This is a genomic window from Chryseobacterium sp. S90, from assembly GCF_047444895.1.
GTDB lineage: Bacteria > Bacteroidota > Bacteroidia > Flavobacteriales > Weeksellaceae > Chryseobacterium.
The window spans coordinates 181,030-200,627 of record NZ_JBLGCX010000003.1; the positions used below are offsets into that span (position 1 = coordinate 181,030).

At 35.2% G+C, this 19,598-nt stretch carries 12 protein-coding genes; 11 read left to right on the forward strand and 1 reads right to left on the reverse strand.

The window, feature by feature from the left end; translation table 11 throughout:
- Window positions 1-2: 2 nt before the first annotated feature.
- The 4 genes from ACLMCG_RS10765 to ACLMCG_RS10780 all read left to right on the forward strand — a co-directional run bounded on the left by ACLMCG_RS10765 (window position 3) and on the right by ACLMCG_RS10780 (window position 10,564).
- Entirely contained in the window at window positions 3-2,846 is a 2,844-nt protein-coding gene (locus ACLMCG_RS10765; RefSeq protein ID WP_413959538.1) for a hypothetical protein, read from the forward strand.
- Window positions 2,846-5,848: a PKD domain-containing protein gene (locus ACLMCG_RS10770; RefSeq protein ID WP_413959539.1), complete on the forward strand. Its 3,003-nt coding sequence runs from the start codon at window positions 2,846-2,848 to the stop codon at window positions 5,846-5,848. Before ACLMCG_RS10765 ends, ACLMCG_RS10770 begins: the two co-directional genes overlap by 1 nt.
- 85 nt (window positions 5,849-5,933) lie before the next feature.
- Window positions 5,934-9,545 carry a PKD domain-containing protein gene (locus ACLMCG_RS10775; protein WP_413959540.1) on the forward strand — a complete coding sequence of 1,204 codons (3,612 nt, stop codon included), beginning with the start codon at window positions 5,934-5,936 and terminating at the stop codon, window positions 9,543-9,545.
- 104 nt (window positions 9,546-9,649) lie between these two features.
- A complete protein-coding gene (locus tag ACLMCG_RS10780; RefSeq protein WP_413959541.1) occupies window positions 9,650-10,564 on the forward strand; it encodes a hypothetical protein in 915 nt (304 codons plus the stop codon).
- 74 nt (window positions 10,565-10,638) lie between these two features.
- Here the strand turns inward: ACLMCG_RS10780 and ACLMCG_RS10785 are convergent, their stop codons facing one another.
- Window positions 10,639-11,301: a S24 family peptidase gene (locus ACLMCG_RS10785; RefSeq protein WP_047421519.1), complete on the reverse strand. Its 663-nt coding sequence runs from the start codon at window positions 11,299-11,301 to the stop codon at window positions 10,639-10,641.
- 764 nt (window positions 11,302-12,065) lie between these two features.
- Between ACLMCG_RS10785 and ACLMCG_RS10790 the strand changes: the two genes are divergently transcribed.
- The 7 genes from ACLMCG_RS10790 to ACLMCG_RS10820 all read left to right on the forward strand — a co-directional run bounded on the left by ACLMCG_RS10790 (window position 12,066) and on the right by ACLMCG_RS10820 (window position 19,375).
- Window positions 12,066-12,224: a hypothetical protein gene (locus ACLMCG_RS10790; protein ID WP_156118456.1), complete on the forward strand. Its 159-nt coding sequence runs from the start codon at window positions 12,066-12,068 to the stop codon at window positions 12,222-12,224.
- A 419-nt stretch (window positions 12,225-12,643) separates the two neighbouring features.
- The gene (locus ACLMCG_RS10795; protein WP_413959542.1) at window positions 12,644-12,766 is read left to right on the forward strand and encodes a hypothetical protein; all 123 of its coding nucleotides are present in this window, start codon (window positions 12,644-12,646) and stop codon (window positions 12,764-12,766) included.
- A gap of 59 nt (window positions 12,767-12,825) precedes the next feature.
- Entirely contained in the window at window positions 12,826-13,203 is a 378-nt protein-coding gene (locus ACLMCG_RS10800; protein WP_223599593.1) for a hypothetical protein, read from the forward strand.
- 341 nt (window positions 13,204-13,544) lie between these two features.
- The gene (locus tag ACLMCG_RS10805) at window positions 13,545-17,675 is read left to right on the forward strand and encodes a hypothetical protein (protein WP_413959543.1); all 4,131 of its coding nucleotides are present in this window, start codon (window positions 13,545-13,547) and stop codon (window positions 17,673-17,675) included.
- Window positions 17,676-17,680: 5 nt separating this feature from the next.
- Window positions 17,681-17,950 carry a hypothetical protein gene (locus ACLMCG_RS10810; RefSeq protein ID WP_413959544.1) on the forward strand — a complete coding sequence of 90 codons (270 nt, stop codon included), beginning with the start codon at window positions 17,681-17,683 and terminating at the stop codon, window positions 17,948-17,950.
- A gap of 200 nt (window positions 17,951-18,150) precedes the next feature.
- Complete coding sequence (locus tag ACLMCG_RS10815; protein ID WP_413959545.1) at window positions 18,151-18,786, forward strand: hypothetical protein; 636 nt, start codon at window positions 18,151-18,153, stop codon at window positions 18,784-18,786.
- Between the two features lie 181 nt (window positions 18,787-18,967).
- Window positions 18,968-19,375, forward strand: coding sequence for a 5-fold beta-flower protein (locus ACLMCG_RS10820; protein WP_413959546.1), 408 nt, complete (start codon window positions 18,968-18,970; stop codon window positions 19,373-19,375).
- The last annotated feature ends 223 nt before the right edge of the window (window positions 19,376-19,598 follow it).

Sequence of the window (19,598 nt, forward strand, 5' to 3'; positions counted from 1 at the left end):
TCATGTCAGAAAATAAACATATTAGTATATCAAAAAATATAGAAACCGGAGATCAGACAGATTTTCATTTTCTACGCAAAACAGGGATTGAATACATAGAAAAGTTAGGAGGAAAACTCTGGACCGATTATAACTCTCATGATCCCGGGATCACCACTTTGGAAGTTCTAAGCTATGCCATAACAGATCTTGGGATGAGGATGAACCTGAACATGGAAGATATCTTAGCATCTGATGATGTAAAAACAGACATTCATACTCAGTTTTTAAACGCTGCAGAAATTTTACCGTCAAGACCTTTAAACGAGCTGGATTACAGAAAGCTGTTCATAGATATCAACATGGCAGGAAGTCTTATAAGACCGATCCGTAACTGTTGGTTAGTTCCTAAAAATGAAAAACTATACGTTGATTGTAAAACCGGGGATTTAGACTTTAAACCTATCGGAGATAAAACAGAAAGCTTTACCGTAAAAGGATTGTATGACCTTTATGTAGATTATGCTGAAGATATTGATACAGATGGAATCGGGTGTGAAAAATCTAATGTTAATATCAAAATATTAGACAGTTACCACGCCAACAGAAGCCTTTGTGAAGATCTGGCAGAAATTAAAGAAGTTGAAATCCAGAAAGTGGCAGTATGTGCCCGCATTGGACTTGTCAGCAAAGCAGATGAAGAGCTGGTGCATGCCAAAGTAATCAGAGCTATCAATAATTATTTGTCTCCGGAAGTTCATTTTTATTCATTGAAGCAAATGCTTGATAAAGGTCTTACGACAGATCAGATCTTTGAAGGACCTCTTTTGGATAACGGATTTATTGATACCGAAGAGCTTAAAAACAGCCAGTTAAGAACAGAAGTTCGTCTTTCTGATATTATCAGTGAAATCATGAAGATTGAAGGGGTTAAAGAAATTCATGACGTTTCTATTGCAGGCTGTGATAATATCATCAAACAGAATAACGATTGGCTTATCTGTATTGAAAAGGGCAGAAAACCGGAACTGTGCGAGCTGAGTTCATTCAGTTACAGTAAAGGATCTCTTCCATTAAATATCAATGACAAAAAGGTTCAGGATTACTTAGAAACTCTTAAAAGAGAAGAAGAAGTACTTAGAGATGATGCAAGACAGAATAAAGAATTGGCTTTACCAAAGGGAACTTCATATGATATTGCGAACTATGCCACTATTCTGAATGAATTCCCGGATACCTATGGAGTAGGAGAATCAGGAATTATCGGAAATCAATCTCCGGAAAGAGAAGCCCTGGCCAAACAAATGAAAGGGTATTTACTGTTTTTTGATCAGATTCTTGCCGGATATTTCAAACACCTTGAAAAAATAAAAGAAGTATTGAGCATCAATGGTAAGTTAAAAAGAACCTTTTTTACACAGACTCTTAAAAATATTAAAGGCTTTGATGAACTGGTTTCTGACTATGATACAGAAAATGAAGATCAACTTACAGATTCATTGTATAAAGAGCTGGATAACAGTGTGGAACGCCGAAATGAAGTGTTGGACCATCTGATCTCCCGTTTTGCTGAAACATTCAGCGACTATACCTTCTTGATGAAATCACTGTATGGAAAATCTACCGATGAAATTGTTTTAGGCAATAAAGAAAACTTCTTAAAAGAGTATTCTTCATTAAGTAAGGACAGAGGATTAGGCTATAATTATACCCTAATCGGAGATTCAGATCTGTGGAATACCAGTAATATTTCCGGTGTTCAGAAAAGAATTGCCCGTTTGCTGGGAATTAAAGATTATACCCAGAGAAACTTATCCCAGTCGCCGGTATCCATCATTGAAACAATAGACAATGCAGGTAAAAAAACATATACCTGGAAAATAAAAGATATCGCTAACAATATTGTTTTATCCTCTGTAAACAGCTACACGACTGAGCATATTGCAATCAAAAATCTGAATGAAGCTATTTATCAAACCCTTCAGATTGATCAGGAAGATCTTGAAAATGCATTAGCCAGACTGGATGAGAAAAAGCCGGAAGAAACATTAGAAAAACTGAAAAATTGTGAAAAGGATTACTGTTTAATTGGGAATATAAAAATCCGTGTTTCATTAGGAGGTAACTATTATTTTGAGATTCTGGATGACCAGAAAAATGTTATTGCTGTTCACAAAAAAACCAATCCTTATTCAGAATTGAAAGACCTGAAAAAAGGAATTGAAGAGACGATCAATTATTTCAAATACGAATTTACAGAAGAAGGTATTTTCCTTGTTGAGCATTTATTATTAAAGCCAACTACTAAGGATTATAAACTTATGGGAGGTATTGGCTGTATGTCTGTTGGAGGTACTTTCAGAATCATGTATGATCTGGAAGAAGACAATCCGACAACAGATCCGATAGAATATTCGGAAGCCTTTATGTCTTCCTGTGAAGAAGGTTGTGAAACAGATGTGTTTGATCCTTATTCCTACAGAGTAAGTGTTGTCCTTCCCGGCTTTGCTTACCGTTTTCAGGATCCTGATTTCAGACGCTATGCAGAAACCGTTATCAGGCAGGAAATTCCGGCTCATATTTTAGCGAAAATCTGCTGGGTGGGAGATCGTTTGAGTGAAAAACAAACTGCTCAGAATGATTTGGCTGAATTTGAAGCAGCATTTAAAAAATACCTTTTAGATAAGTCAAGAAACAATATTCTGAATCTCGGAAACAGCATTACGGATTTATTGACCGCTCTTAGCCATTTGAATAATATCTATCGACCGGGAAGGCTTTTGGACTGCGATGCCAGTGATAGTGATATTCTGGACGGAAAAATCATATTAGGACAATCCAACTTATCAAAAAAAATTGAAAAATAATGAATACTAAATTAGACAATGTAACAACCCAATATAGAAAGTTCAACGACAATCAGGCGTTAACAGAAGGGCAATTAAACGAATTTATAGATTATTTTGAAGATCAGGACAGACTATCAAGAACCCGTCTGAGCGGCGTAGGAATTGTGTGTGGTTTTCAATCGAATTATGTGGAACTTGAAATCTCACCTACCTTAGCGGAAAAAACATCCAGACCCGGAGATAGAGATCTTGAGCTTCCCTTTGATACAATTGCAGTTACACAGGGAGCCGGTGTTACTACCGATGGAGACTTAATAACACTGCGCCAGGCAGGAAGCAAAAATTCAGAGGCTATCATTGACTTCAAGGCTAATAATTACAGATACTACAGAAATTATGTTGATGTTGTAGGATATGAGCATTTTCGTATCGGAGGCCAGCAAATTCCTCTTTTAGAATTATTTACAACACAAGAGTACAGAAAGCTGGTAGACGGAGGTGCTAATGCCGGAGATTTTAAGCCGGTACTGGATATAAGTCTTTCACTAAGTGATAAAGTTGTAATTCTGTATTTAGAAAGTTATTCCAATGATGAGAATCCATGTCAGGATGCTGATTGTGACAATAACGGAGCTGAGCAGGTTTCTAACCTTAAAGTGCTTCTTGCAGATACAGCATCTGTTTCAGAGCTTATTGCGAAAGGTGATGCAAAAGATACGATCTATAAACAACATAATTTTTATGAAAAGCTTTTTGACAGTTTACCGAACATAGAAGCTAAAAGAGTTATTCTGGATACACTTGTTAAAACAGCACCGCAGCTAAAAACAAAATTTCAGGGTGCCATCAGTACTGTTGCAGAATTAAGTGACGGCTTTACTTCCATTGCAGCAACTTTTAATGTAAACATGAATCTGGGAGGACAGACACTCTTTGACAAATTGAATCCTTTACTGTCAAACACTTCTCCAGGCTTAGAAGATTATCAGTACCGATATGATTTATTAAAGGATCTGATTGATACCTATAATGAAATAAAAGGATTGATTCTGCATCTCAATGCTGAATGCTGTCCGGATATTGCTTCATTCCCTAAACACCTTATGTTGGGAAATGTCGGAGCAAAGCAGGAATTAGGAGGATATACCCCTTTACGCCACGGTTTTTATAATTCACCGGTTACTACCAGTGATGACGAGAATTATGAAAGAGTGGTAATGCTTGCCAACCGTTTTGTGCAGAAAGTCAATGGATTTCAATCCTATATCGGACGCATTAAAATTACTCCTTCAAATCTCAATGTAAGATTGGGTAATAAAGCAATACCATACTACTATAATGTAGATAAAACCTTATTGACTCAATGGAACTTTGAAAAAACAAAAACAGATAGGGCAGCTTATAATTTAAGCTATCACACAGCCAATTTAGCAGGAGAAGACTTTATTCAGAATCCACTGAATTATAACATTGACAATAACGATTTTTATAGAATTGAAGGTCACCTGGGAATGCCTTATAAAACAGCATTGCAAAACATCAATGATCTTAAAACCCAATACGGATTAGCTTTTGATGTCATTGCATTGGTCCTGAATAAAGGTGAAAAACCTGGTGGGGAGCCGCCAATCAGAGAAAAAACAGTATCCATAGAAGAATTGAGAAAACAGTTGGTATCTATTTCCAGCGATGTCAGCAACAGAACACTCAATTCACAAAATACTTTACTGAACATCTCTAAACTGGATGAACAGCTAAGATTGCTGAACCAGGCTGAATTCTCAAAAGAAGGATCATCCGAAGGAATTACCGTTGTAAAACAAGATCCTAAAAAAGATGATGTTGTAAGTGAACTTTTAAGCGAGTTTTTAGAAAGGAAATCAGGTCTGGAACATATGGCAGGAGTAGAACCGGGCGGAACTTTTGCATTGATTTACTATTCGGAAGCTGAAAATCAGGTTCTTGCAGATTTTTCACTGCCTTACCTATGCTGTTCTAAAAAGGATCCTGCATTCTTATCATTACCGAAAAACAAACTGTGTCAGAAAGATGCTCCTATTGCAATGACCATTGTTCCGTTAGACGGACAGGTAAAAGCATTTGTGAATGGTACTCCAATTCCTGCAGTTACACAATCCGGAGGTCAAAGCTTCTTCGATCCTAGTCTGGTTAACGCAACTTATTTTGGACAAACGATTACGTTTACCGTGAATGATGATCCAGTGGAAGCACAGATGATCGTGTATGCGCAGCCAAACGTATCTGTTACTACAGGTACAGTGAGTTATGACGCTCCTACGATGGACGAAAATGCAAACAATCCGGATGCTACGGTTGAATTTAATGTTACCGGAGACTTTACAGGGGTTACATTTACCTGGAATTTTGATGATGGTACTCCAATCGTACATAATGAGGCTCCAACTAATAAAAAAGTTCATGTGTATAAGCTTGTTGCAGGACAGGAAAAAACTTTCAATCCAACACTTACAGTAACCAATGCTAATGGCTGTAGTAATGTGTACAGATTAGCTCCGCTAAAATTAAAAGGTCAGTCTACGATTGCATGTTTAAGTGGAATGAGAGTGGTTATTCAGTACAGAGACGATGTAGACCAGGGTCACGTTTGTAATGATGCTACCTTCAACTTAAAAGGAAATGATATTGTAATAGGAGGGGTCAATCCATACCCTGGCTTTATTGGAAATATCCATTTAAGTAATACAGGAGGTAATCAGGATAGAGGTAACCATAAACCAGGTACTCCTGCGCTGAGCAGATATAATGAAATTATCATTACTCAGGCTGAAGCTAAGCAAATGGCATCACAATCATTGGATGGTTTTGTAGAGTTTTCTCTTGAATGTGCTTTACCTGTTAATAACAGACCACCTACTGGTTGCCACCAGGATGTTGCTTATACAGAAATTTACTTAGCAAACGCTACAGTTCCTATTTATAAAGGATATCCAAACGGGAATTTCCTAAAAATAAACCCTTGTACAGGAGTGACAAAATAATAGTCAGATAATAACTTCATAGACAGTTTGAATTGTCTATGAAGTTTATTAAAAGACCTTAATAAATCATTAAAAATGAACAATAATGAATAATCAATTAAGTAATATAACCGTTCAATATCGAAAGTTCAGTAAAGGACAGTATCTGGAAGATCCTGATCAGTTCAATGAGTTTCTGGACTCTTTCGAAGATCAGGACCGTTTGTCCAGAGTATTGCTGCAAGGGGTAGGTGTTGTATGTGGGCTTAAGCCAAAACTTATTTATAAAAACAGACTTTTAGACAGCATAGAGCTTTCCCAGGGAGCCGCCATTACAACTGATGGAGATTTACTAACCCTGAGTAATACCAGCAAGACGAGTGAAGACTTGTACTTGAGTGATCTGAAGACAGTTGATCTGAAAAATAAAAACTTTACCCATTTTAAAGTATACGATAATTTTAAAGTAAAGTATCCGGCATTTTACGAAGGGAACGAGCAGATTGAACTATGGGAACTGGCAACAGCTCAGGAAGCAAAATCTGATTTTCAGCCTGTTAATAATCTTACAAATTTAGAAGACAAATACTTACTGCTGTATTTGGAGGATTATGAAAAAGAAGTGAAACCTTGTAGAGGCGTTGACTGTGATAACCATGGAATACAGCAGATTAGAAACCTTAAAGTATTAGTTACTACAGCAAGTGGTATCACTCACATTCTTGGAGAAGATGGTTTTTCTCTGCCTGATCCCGTAACAGGTGAGGTTAAGCCCAAAAGAAAAGATCACCTTCAGCCTCATCCTTTGTTTATAGAGGATATTTTGGAGCCTGTAAAGCAAAACCGGATTATTTTAGAGCGTTTTGTTTCAGAAAATAAGCTGAAAGTCTCTGATTTAAAAAATGTATATATCAAGGCGGTAGATAAAGCTGATTATGGGAAGAGTGTTTTTGAAAAAACAGCAGCAATCGCCAAAATTCTAGGTGTTTCAAGTGCTAGCTATGATGTGTTTAAAGCGTCAATAGACAGAGTTATTAATCAGGAAACAGGTTTTCAGTATACTTATGATGTGATAAAGGATTTGATGGATACCTATTCTGAAATTGTAGAATTGCTCCCTAAAGCATTTACTAAATGTTTCCCGGATTTTGCTTCTTTTCCTAAACATATCATGCTTGGAAAACTAATATCAGATATCCAATTGGACTCTTCAAGACATCAGTTTTATAATTCTCCTGCTTTAGATGATGAAAAAGCAACTCAAAAAGTTAAAACCTTAATTAATCGTTTTAATCAGCAAGTGGGAAGTTTTGATCCTGATACTATTATTAAAAATAAAGAACGGGTTAAAATTACCCCTTCGCAAAAATTAAATCCTCTGGGCAATAAGGCAGTTCCTTTTTACTATCATGTTACAGAAGAGTTTTTAAAAACATGGAATTTTGATAAAACAAACAATCGGTCATCCGGCAATAATCTGACATTTGATACGGATTGGGTGTTAATAGGAAATTCCGAACAAGTAAGTCCATTAAATCTCAATATAGATAACTATTCATTTTATAATATTGAAGGTCATCAGGGGATGGATTATCAAAAGGCTTTTGAACAGATAAAGGAAATCAAGGATAAGCAGCAGCTGGGATTTGATATCATGCTTTTGTCTTTAGAAGAAATAAAAGGAAATAAAGATCTGACAAAAGCTTATTTCAATGAATACGTAGAAAAGAACTCAGGATTAGAGCATAAACGAGGCGTTGAAAGAAAAGGTACTTTTATTATGGTGTATGATTCCATAAAAAATCCAAAAGTTATTGCAGACTTTTCACTTCCATACATCTGTTGTACTCCAAAAGCGATCATCAAATTAAGTTTGCCAACTTCTGTTATCTGTGCTGAATCCAGTCCTATACCTTTTACAGTATCCCCTATGAATGGAGTGATCAAAGCAAGTGTTGGTGATGGCGTGAAAATCATTAATGGGCAATATGTATTTGATCCAAAGGCCGTGGATGCTCAGTTCTATGGGCAGGAAATTACATTTACTGTCAATGGAAAAGCTACAGATTGCAGCATTAAAGTGATTTCAGAACCGGATATTAAAGTAGAAGTTGTAGAACCTGTCATTTATCCTGGAGGAGACTCAACAGCAACAATAGTAAACATTAAAGTTTCCGGAGCAAACTTTGCAGACTATACGTACAGCTGGGATTTCCTTGGAACTGACGTTTGGGTTCCGATAAAGCCGGATGCAAATGGATTTGTGAGTTACAAGTATTACAATCTGGATCTTAAAAATATTCCGGCAATAAGAGTAAAAGTAGATGGCAGCGGATGTACCCAGGACGTTACAATAAGAGACTGGCACGATGCTCCGGTTCGCTTAAGTTTAGCAACTGATATTATTTGTTCTGTATCAGATTCTATACCTTTTATTGATCTATTCCCTACGGATGGGATTGTGAAAGCCAGTGCTGGTGCTGAAGCTAGTGTTGTGTCCGGCAATGGTAGCTATTCCTTCAATCCAAATGCAGTGAATTCTGCTTTGTATGGTCAGTACATTACATTTACTGTAAACGATAAATCAACGAACTGCCGTATTAAAGTTATTCCGCCACCTAAAGTTAATATTAATTATACTGTTGATTATCCAGCTAACGGTTCAACAGAAACCACAATAAACATTGACGTTTCCGGACCCTACTTTACAGAATATATGTACGAATGGGATTTCCTGGGTAATGGACAGTTTACTCCTCCAAAACCTATAAATGGTAAGATAAGTTATAAATATTCTAATCTGGATCCGAAAAATATTCCGGTGATAGGGGTGAATGTGACTGGAGGAGGGTGCTCTCAATACACGACTATAAGAGGCTGGTATGATGCTCCGGTTCAATTAAGTTTGCCGGTGAGTTCTATTTGTTCTGAATCCGGGTCTATTCCTTTTAACGTAGTACCCGGTAATGGAGTTGTAGCAGCTAGTGCTGGTGCTGAAGCTAGTGTTGTATCCGGTGCCGGGGGGTATTCCTTCAATCCGAACCTGGTGAATCCTGCATTACATGGTCAGGTAATTACCTTTACTGTAAACGGAAAACAAACCAACTGCAGTATTAGGGTTATTTCAACACCGAAGGTTGGGATATCTGTTAAGTCTGTTGATTATCCGGCAGGTAATTCAAATGAAACAAAAGTAAATTTCGTTGTTTCAGGTCCAGGCTTTACAAACTATACTTACAGTGTAGATGGTAACCCGCTCTCTCAGCCGGATGCTAATGGAAATATGAGTTATACATTGATGAATGTAGATCCAAAAAATATCCCGGCGATCAATGTGAAGGTGAGTAACGGTGAATGTACTCAAACCATTACAATAAGAGATTGGTACGTTGCGATCAAAAAGATAGACTTATCAGATAGTGTAAACTGCTGTCCTGCCACTCTGCCGATTATTAAAGCTGATGCCGGAGCGAAAGACCTGAGGTTTTCTTTAGAGCTGGGGAGATTTGGACTAAAAGGATCTGGTGACGGAGCGCCGGTACTTCTATACTTCTGGAGCAAATTAGAAGGTCCGGATGTGAAGCTAATTACTGACCCTGCTAGCGGAGACCTGGTAGTTGAAGATTTAGTTGCCGGTAACTATAAGTTCCAGCTTCTGGTTAAAGATGCTAATAGTGATGCATTTAGTATTGATACAACAACTGTAACAGTGTATTGAGATTAAATCTAATCTAATATCATGGGGTGTTTTTTCTTTAAAATGATTTAAGCACCCCTTAGGTATTAATGAAAATATAATATTAACAATAAAAACATAATATAATGGCAGCAGCAAAATGTGATGTTTCATTCAAAATAGGATATGAATCTTCATTGCCACTAACAGCGGCGACTGTGACTTATTTAAATCCGCCGGGACCTACCCATGATATAAAGCAATTGGTTGCAACTGGTAATGCAATAAAGCTTAATGATATTCAAAATGATATTCAAACTCCAGGCACATACGAATTGGAAGTGAAACTGGCTGTAGGTGAAATTGTTACTAAGAGAGAGTTTTTCTTGAACGTTGGAAGATGCAACTCTTCTTCTACTTGCTATGTTCCTAAGATCTATGATATAAAAGTGCTGGATGATGGCCAGATCGTAATGAACTACTGGGTTGATGATACCACCAATCTTGCAACATTGGAATATCAGATAGCAAAAGACCCTGACTTTACAGACATTATTTATACAAAGGTGGGTTTCAGTGATACTGCGTATACCCAATTTGAAAATATTGATATGAAAAATGGAAAAATTCCTGATAATACTAAGTTATATATAAGAATAAGAAAGTATTGTAAACCAGAGGGAATTTCGGAATGGTCAGATGCTGTTCAGTTTGATTCTAAAGAATGGAGAGGTACAGTAGAAGCCTACTGCTTGTCTGGTATAGATGATCTGAATCCAGATCCTCTTTGCAACGGGACAGACCCCGCCTGGAAAACGAAAGTAATTTTGAAACCTTCTTTACCAGATATAGGAACATTGATTTACTTGACTAATGGTATGCTTGCAACACCTACAAACATAAAAGAATTTGAGCCAAATGCACCCGAAAGCTTCAAAAGAAGTGGGATCAGATGGATAAGATTTCTAAGTTCTAATTCAGGTTTTAACCCAAGGCTAATTTATAGGGTGGATCCTGAAAATGCTACAATAATAAGTATTGAAGACAAAGTGAGCTGTTAGAATATCTTATGGTGATGATCTGAAATGCCCCAATAAAATCCTCAAGAAATTGAGGATTTTATTCACTCAGGCAATTATCTTCTGTTGTTTTTACGTCTGGTACTTATAATATTGAACAGTTTCGCAACATCCTTCAGGTGGATCTCGAAATCTTCATAATATTCATTCAGAGAATGAAGAGTGATAAGGCCTTTCTCAACATCGTGGTTTACGATTCGTTTTACTAAAATTCCTTTCTCTTTGTGAACGATTACAAAATCCCACTTATCATAATGCAGTTTACTCATCCAGTAATCCTGTCTGATGTTTCTGCATAAGATAATGTCACCTTCCAGATAACTTTCATACGATCCGTTATCCATGCTGTCTCCTTTCACTTCAAAACACATGTATTCACCTCTGTGCTCTACATCATCCGTAAAAGGAATAGTCGGTAAGCTTTCTATATATTCTTCATCAGCAAAATTACTCAGATAACCGGCTTGTGCATATTGATTCGCCAATGGAACATGCATGATCTTTAAATCTGAAAAAACAACCGGAGACGCACTGTCATCATTGAGTTCCTGTTGCTTTAATAGTAAATTGGTTACAAAGTAAGCGGTTGTTTCCGGTATTTTTCGTTCGCCTTTTTCCCAATACTGCACGGCTCTGGTGCCTACTCCTATAGATTTTGCTATATCAGCCTGCTTCATGTTTAGTTTCTTTCTGATTTCTTTGAATTCTAAATAGTTCATTTTGATATGTTTATAGTTATTTGTAAAAAAAATGAATAAAATGTTCGTTTTTTATTTTGAAAAACGAACAATGTTCGTATATTTGTTTCATCGTTAAGATGGAACAGTACAAATGTACAAAATTATATTTAAAATTTAATATTTTTTTAATATTTTGAAATATTGTTTTTGTTTGTAATTACGTGTAATTAAGCAAGTTGAAAACTTATTTTATATATATTGTATTTAATAGATAGATATTTTTATTTTTTGCTTTATCCGGAGCAAGTTGGAATAAGGAAATTTTAAATAATCTATAAAGTGTAAAAATTGCGTTTTGAATATTGTTTTATTTGAATTTTGTTCGTTTTGTATTGTTTAATTAATGATAAAAATGCGTTTATTTTTTGATTGATATCTGAATAAAGCAATCATTTTGCTCTTTGTTTTTTCCTGAAAATAAAAAACAAGCCTAAAATGTAGAAAAACACTACTCTTCAACATATAAAATATCGATTAATTATAGTTGTCAGTAAAGTTGCTAATACATCCTGAGAAGGCAAATGAAATTTAAAATAAAGAAGTCAGGGTAAGATTTTTATTGGGAAATACCTGGTACCGGCTTCTAAAAAAAACAAAATTAATTGAATTAGACATCTTTTTAAGAGGCGGAATATTCGTCTTTAGGGATTCTTATGACTTTATGAAACGGTCAACAGGTAAGAGAAGGAAGCCTGTCTGATACAAAAAAAACTTTTAAACCAAAAAACTTTTAACCATAGAATATGAAACGTAGTAAAGAATTAGTCGAAAAAAGAAAAGATTTTGTCATTGATTATGTAAGACGTAATCAGGATAAACAGATGAAAGTGATTGTCAATGAGCTGATGGAAATGTTGTTTCTGTCTGAAAGAACAATATATAACATCATTCTTCAGCCATAACGTATGATCGCGGAAGAACGCTCAGTCCTTACCATTTAATGTTGTAATGTGAATATCAATAAGATAATGTTTGTAGATAGTGTGTATTCATAATTCATTTCTTGAAATTATTCATTCTAAAAAGATAAAAAAGGATTCAAAGTTATTGCTAGATCCTCAAGAGCCCATACATCAGATTAAAAGGCTGCTCTGATATCTTTCTCAAATTTAAATTACAGGTAAAATATTAAGGTGAAAAACGGTTTTTGCTTTTTAGTTCTGTTGTTTTAAATGAACCATGAATTGTAAAACGAAAACCGTTTAGCCTTAGTCGATTGGAAGAGAAATCAATTTTAAAAAAAAACTAAAAAATCATTCTAATAAATTCTAAAAGCCATGAAAAAAAAAGAAAAGAAAAAAAAGAAAAAGATAAGGAAAAATTGAAGAAACCAGGTAGAGATATCAGTGATATTATTGATGAACTGGCTTATGCGGATGAGAGTGAAAATATCCGGAAAATCAGAAAATTTTTAGATGATATGTACATCCTTTCTCAGGAATAAGTAAACACCTGGAAGTTGCTAAAAAATTAAAATTTTAATAAATAATATAATAGGAAAGAATGACTTTGGATAGTATAAAAGCCCTTTTGATCGGAACTGCAATAGCATTTTCAGGAGGATTGTTAAGGGTACTGGTCTCCATACAAAATAAAGAGAAAAAACAGCCGTGGGAGCATTTTATCACATTGGTGATAGTGGTGATAGTAGGTTTTACAATGAGCTATTTAATGAACAGAGCCGAGTTGCATGACAAATGGTATTCAACAGGGATATTATTTGTGCTTGGTTACGGTTATGATAAATTCTTGAAAATGATCACTACAAATCTCCCTAACTGGATTGATAAAGCAGTGAATCTTTTTATTGAAAACCGATATGGAGTGAAGACAGACAGACAGTCTGGTGAAGAAGAAGAAAAGAAAGGTGATATGAATTAAACTTATATCCATCAATGGACTTGTAGGTATGCTTAAATCATTGCAATAGAAAAGATGATAAAAAACTCTACCTGCCATTACAGAACTGATCACCCAAGAGAGTGATTGTAAGAACTTGAAAACCTGAAAATTCAAAAAACAAGAGAACAAACAAAGGAAATGGTTCAGTGTTGCCTGTTTCTCATCCATAAAGTCGAATGCCATTTCCATTTACTGACATTCTTAAAGAATCTACCCACACGGTACGATTTTTCAAACCCGGCAGGCACCCTATAAAGCATAACAGTTTGGTTGTGCTTTATAGGTCTTTTAAAATAATATGAAATAAAAAAACTAAGTCAATGAAAGCAGCAAAACCTGTAGAAATAGACAATAAAGCCCATAAAAACCAGAGCAAAAAGCAAAAGCCGAAAGATCGGGTGGTTGTACCTCTGTCTGAGGTGCAAGTGGCAAATGTACAGACACAAAAGGCCGGAGATTCATCCGTTAAAACTGGATCAGAAAGACCCAACGATAAATTGCTTAATCTCAATGGTACCGTTGCGGGTGTTCATGATTCACAAGATATTTATGGGCAGGGATCGGAAAAAAATTATGAAAAACTCCGGGAGAGTCTGGCAAAAACTGGTGATATCAATCATCCGGACACCAAGAAAATTGAAAAAGGCTATATGGCCACTTTGAATGTTAATCAGGTACAAGATTATCATAATATTAAATCGGGAAATAATGTACCAAAGACACCTGAGGAGCAGTCAGCAGTTCGTCAGATGGTTAAAAATCAGGAAACTTCTGCAAAAACGGCAAGAGAAGGCGAAAAAGGAGCATTAAAAAACATTAGCAGCAAATCTGAAGCGTTAAAACCAGTTATAGATCAGAAGCCAATTGGGAAAGCAGTTGAGATTAAAATACCTCCAGTTAAACCAATATCATCCGAAGTTAATAGCAATAGCTCAAAAAAGGTTGCGGATAAAAATGAAGTACCTCGTTCCGAAAGGGTTATGGATGACAAAAAATCTAATAATAGAAAATTAAATTCAAAAACTAAAGGAGAAAAAGAAACAAAAGTTGTCATTCCGGATGATATTCAATCCGTTGTTACACCGAGAATGGACAAGGCTGTTGATAGTGAGCAAGCCGAAATAGCTCCAGATGCACAAACGACAATCAACATAGTTGGGCTTGTTGTCGCTGCACAGGAGTTTAGGGACCAGGGAGTAGAAGCCAGAGATCAGGTGAAATCTCAAAACGAAGCAGCTAAAACACTCAAAAATAAGATTAAAGAAGTAGAAAAAGAAATTCAAAAATCAGACGCTGATTTAGAAAAATCAGAAGATAGTATAGAAACGAAAGAAGCTTTAATCAAAAAATTAGAAAAAGGACTTGAAACTTCAGTAAAAAGACAACAAAAGGTAGAGCAGGAAGTAGGAGTATATCAACAGGAATATAATAAAAATAAGACCAAAGCAAATGATTTCAATAACGAAGCAAAAAGTTTACTCGGAGGATCTCAAAAACATCAAGATCCAAAAAATGCTGATTCAGGAAACCTTACCAGAAAATTAAATGAATTAAGTACTAACGCCGGTACGATAAATCAAGCAGTATCTCAGGCAGGAAATACAACTCAAAAATTATCTCAGGAAGCTCAACAAGCTAAAGGTAAGAATGCAAAGATACAGAATGAAATAACGTCTTCCAGAGCGTCAATACGAAAATCAAAAGCTAAACTGGCCGCAGATACTAAAAAGAATATAGAAGCGAAAAAAGAGTTAGGAAAACTTACTCCAAAACTGAAACAGGTAGAATCGCAAAGTAAAAAATTGAACCAGGAAGCCGATGCTATGTTATTGGATTCTTACATTATCGAAAAAGAGGTTATCAAAACTCAACATGCTTACTATGCCAATATGGCAACAGTTGAGGGAAGAAATAGCTTACTACAAAAAGAAAAAGATAAAATCCAGCAAACCCCTAAAGAACTTAATGAGACAGAACGTTTGTTGGTAGATTTTGCACAATTAAAAGCAGAAGATGAGCAGATAGCTTTTCTAAGAAAATTAAGTCCGGATCAACAAAATTTATTAAAAGACAAATTAGAAGAAGTAAATGCTAATTATGATAGTGATCAGTCAGAACATCAAAGCTTAATTGACCAAAATGTTGAAAGCATCAGAAATTCTCAAATAGAAGTCTTTAATAACAAACGTAAAGATGCTTTACAAAAACCATTAAACTTAGTGACCAAAAATCTGAATAGAATTACTGGTTTAAAAAGATTATGGATGTCCATTTCTATTGCATTTTCAGACATTTGGAATGACGTTACATCCATTACCTGGACTGATGTAGGTAAATTTATTGAATCAATCTTTAGTCCTAAAGCATGGGTAGAGGCTATTTCAGGATCTATAAGTGGTATTTGGGACGATTTGACAAGTTGGAAAGGATTCTCAGAAGATCCGGTAGGAATGATTCTTCAAAAAGCCGCCGGGATAGCCAATAAAGTACTTATCATAGCCGGTGTCATTACAGGTATATTGGGTATATTAACACTAGCTGCCGCCGTAGGATCAATTTTCACTCTGGGTGGCCTGGCACCATTAGCTGCCTGGCTGGGAGGTGCTACCATAACAATGGGAACCATCACATTCTGGATTGGTGCGATAGCGTTAGGATTGAATATACTCAACGGAATTAAAAATATTTATGATGTACATACGGCAAAAACGGCTGATGTTTTATTTAAAAACTCTGGAGAGTTAAAAAGCGATATTGCCAATTCAGGCATGGCTATTTTGGCAATGATAGGGGGAAAAGCCTCGAAAAAAGGAGGAGCTTCAATAAAAGATCTGGCAAAAAGAAACCCAAAAACTTTTGGCAAGCGAATGTTCATTACCGCAAGAAATGGAATAAAAGCAAGTATTGTTTCTATCCCTAGAAAAATAACGTCTGTTTTCAAAAAAGATACATGGATTAAAGCGTCCCAACGTTTTAAAACAGCTTATAAAAAAGCACAGGAATGGGTTACTGAACCTTTCAAGAAAAAATCTACAACACCGCCAAGCCGAAACTTGAATCAACTTCCTTTTGAAGAGCAGACCGTTCCTGACAGAATGCATGAACAGCCTGTAAGAAATGAAAAAAGCACTGGGAAATCCAATGTTAAGAAAGAAGATGTGAAACCAGTTCAGGTGCAGGAAAATGTATATGAAGAAAGTATATTCAGACAAGATAACAGACCTTATTCTCCTGCAGGTTCAAAAGAAGGAAGGATAAAATCCCACATTAATGAAGAAGGAAATTTAACTCCCGCAGACAAAAACGGAAGTGCTACTGTTTCAGATCACGTAAGAGGAAGCGAGCCAATGAAAAGCAAAAGCCCTTATACTTCTTTCTCAGATGAAGGTCCTGGTATAGGTAAAACTTACGGAGACAATGTGATTGAAGTTGATATCAAAAGGCTCGAAGCTGATATTGCTGCAGGTAAAATAAGTGAGGTAGAGGTATTGAGACCTGAAAAGGTACAGGCGGAACTACAGGCTAAAATAGATCAGGCGATGAAAAGGCTTGAAGAAAGTCCAACGCCTAAAAATCAGAAAAGAGTAGATGATGCTGTAAGAGATCTTAACAACAGTGTCAGAGACAAAGAGATTTTAATTAAAGGCGAAATTCCTTCGGAGTATTTTAATGTGAAATCGACTAAAAATAAGATCCCTGAGGATATTTTACCTGAAAATAAGAGAAATGAAAAAGTTAGTGGTAAATCTAATATTAAGGAAGAGGATGTAAAACCAATTCAAACCGAGCATGGCAAATCCTATGGGCAGGCTAAAACTCATGAAGGGCATACGGTTACTATGACGGAAAAAGGGGAAATTTACGTATGTGCTTCTCCTTGTGAGCCTATTCGTGAAAAATATGTATTAGAATTAGAAGAAAATCCCGAAATTAGTCGTCAGATAAATGAGCTTGAGGCAGATGCCACACTTACCGATCAGGAAAAAGCAGATTGGATTGCGAAGGAAATAGAACCTAAACTTTCTAAAATAAAGAAAGAGAATAAGGTTAAAATAGGAGAAGATTTAGAGAATGCGTATAAATCAAAAAAATATGTAAAAGTTAAAAGGGGAGATATTAATGATTTGCTCGCAGGAAAGGATGTGACTGTAAATTCTATTTTGGAAGCTGATGCATTGTTAGAAAAAGCACTTCCTGATGCAATTAAAGCACCTGGAGCATCTCCTGACGGAGGAATACCAGATTGGACTAAATTTAAAGGGAAAAATGAAAATGGAATGTATCATAAAGACTACAATATTGATAATGAGACAGGAAGGATATATGGGCATGGACCGGAAAATAAGCATGCAAAGATGAAACATATAAATATAAAATTACCTAATGGAAAGAAAGTTACAATAAATATTATTCCTAATCAAAAGGCTAAAAGATTATTTAACATAAAATAAAGAAAATGAATAAAGAAAAATTTATATCCAAAATTCAATCTGGCCAGACATGCCACTATATTTACGATGAGAATGAACGAAATGAAAATACAGGCATAGTAAAGATATGGTTATATAATGATGAGATTATTTTAACTTGGGAAGAATGTCCCAAAGGCTTACAATATGATGAATCTTCATATTCAAAAGATGAAGTACATAATTTTAGTTCTTTTGAGGAGCTGGATAATTTTTTTAATGACAATAGTATTTTCTACATAAATTTCAAATCTTAATTTAAATTACTTTCACTTAATCAAAATGATTTTTTTATTTAATATGACCGTAATTAACAATTGTGATTTACAAACTAAAATATTTTATAGTAGTATCATAATTTGGCATTAATGGACTACAAATAATATTTTACATTAAATGATACTAAAATATTAAGTCGAATTTCTTGTATAGTAAACAAGTAACAAAAATTAATAAAATGAATAACCAAATAAACGAACTCCTTTATCACTATAATGAAGAAGGAAACGAAGGATATGATTTAAAAGAAGTACAGCTCCTTGAAAAAATAGATCCAGACAGAGTTGAACAATTAAAATTGCTTCTTCATAATGACAATCAATATATTGCTTATCAGGCCATGCTTATTTTATTGGCGTGGGCAATATCGGAAGGATTTGAACAACTTGATCGGTTCATTTCTGAAAAATGGGATGAAAAAGAAAGTTTTGAACCCCATAGACTCCATAGTGAAGATAATGTATATGATGTAATTACAAACGCCTTATATATTGCTACATTAAATGGAAAGACGGAACAAGAACTTTATCCATATATTACATACTTTTTGAATATTTATGGTGATAAATTTTTTGAATCCAATCTAAAAGATTTTCTTTTAAAGAAAAATTGCAGACCACTTTTAAAAGAAATAGAACAGGCAATACAGGCTGCCTTAGAAAATAAAAGATACTATCAGGCAAGCCAGCTGTTTCCGGTTATTGTGCATTATGACAAAGATTCTTTTAATAAATACAAAGATATTTTTAGTCCTTTAATAAGCGAAGATAGTAGAGTTGTATATAATATAGAAGAAGCCGAAAAAAGCATTTAATATACATACTACAATTTGATATAAATTTTAAAGAAAGTCTTCTTACTACCGCACGAATCCTTTCGTGCGGTTTTTATTTTCAATCATTTTTCTTTACAAGTTTTTATCTTTATAAAAGAATAATCAATACTTTTGAATACATCAAATCAACTAAAGTTAATAACTCATTAAAATATTGAATATGAAAAAAATATTATTCTTTTGTTCCCTTCTCTTCGGTCTTTCAGTAGGTGCCCAAACTATAGAATCAGGAAGTCACAGTACCACAGGATATATTAAAACTGACGGAACTATAGAAAACAGCAGCCACTCCACCGTGGGATACATTAAAAATGACGGGACTATCGAAAATAAAAGCCGAAGCACTATTGGTTACATCAAAAGTGACGGAACTATCGAAAACAAAAGCCATTCTACGGTAGGTTATGTAAAAAAAGACGGGACAGTAGAAAACAGCAGTCATTCCACTATTGGCTACATCAAAGACGATGGAACAGTTGAAAACAGCAGCCACGGTACTATTGGATATGCAAAAGGAGTCAAAAAAGAATGGGCTGCAGTAGTCTATTTCTTCTTTAAGCTGGATTGATCAGCAGTTCTGCAAAAAAGAAACTAACGGTAAACATATAAGTTAAAAAAAGGCTTGGATTTTATAATCTGAGCCTTTTTTATTATAGATATAGCCCAGGCTTTATTCAAAACAGACTTATTAATTATCCGGGAAAAAGGAGGTACTGCAACTACAGAATAGAGAGGCCGGAAAACTTTCACAGGAACAAAAAAAGTATCAATTTTGAGCATTGAAACTTAAG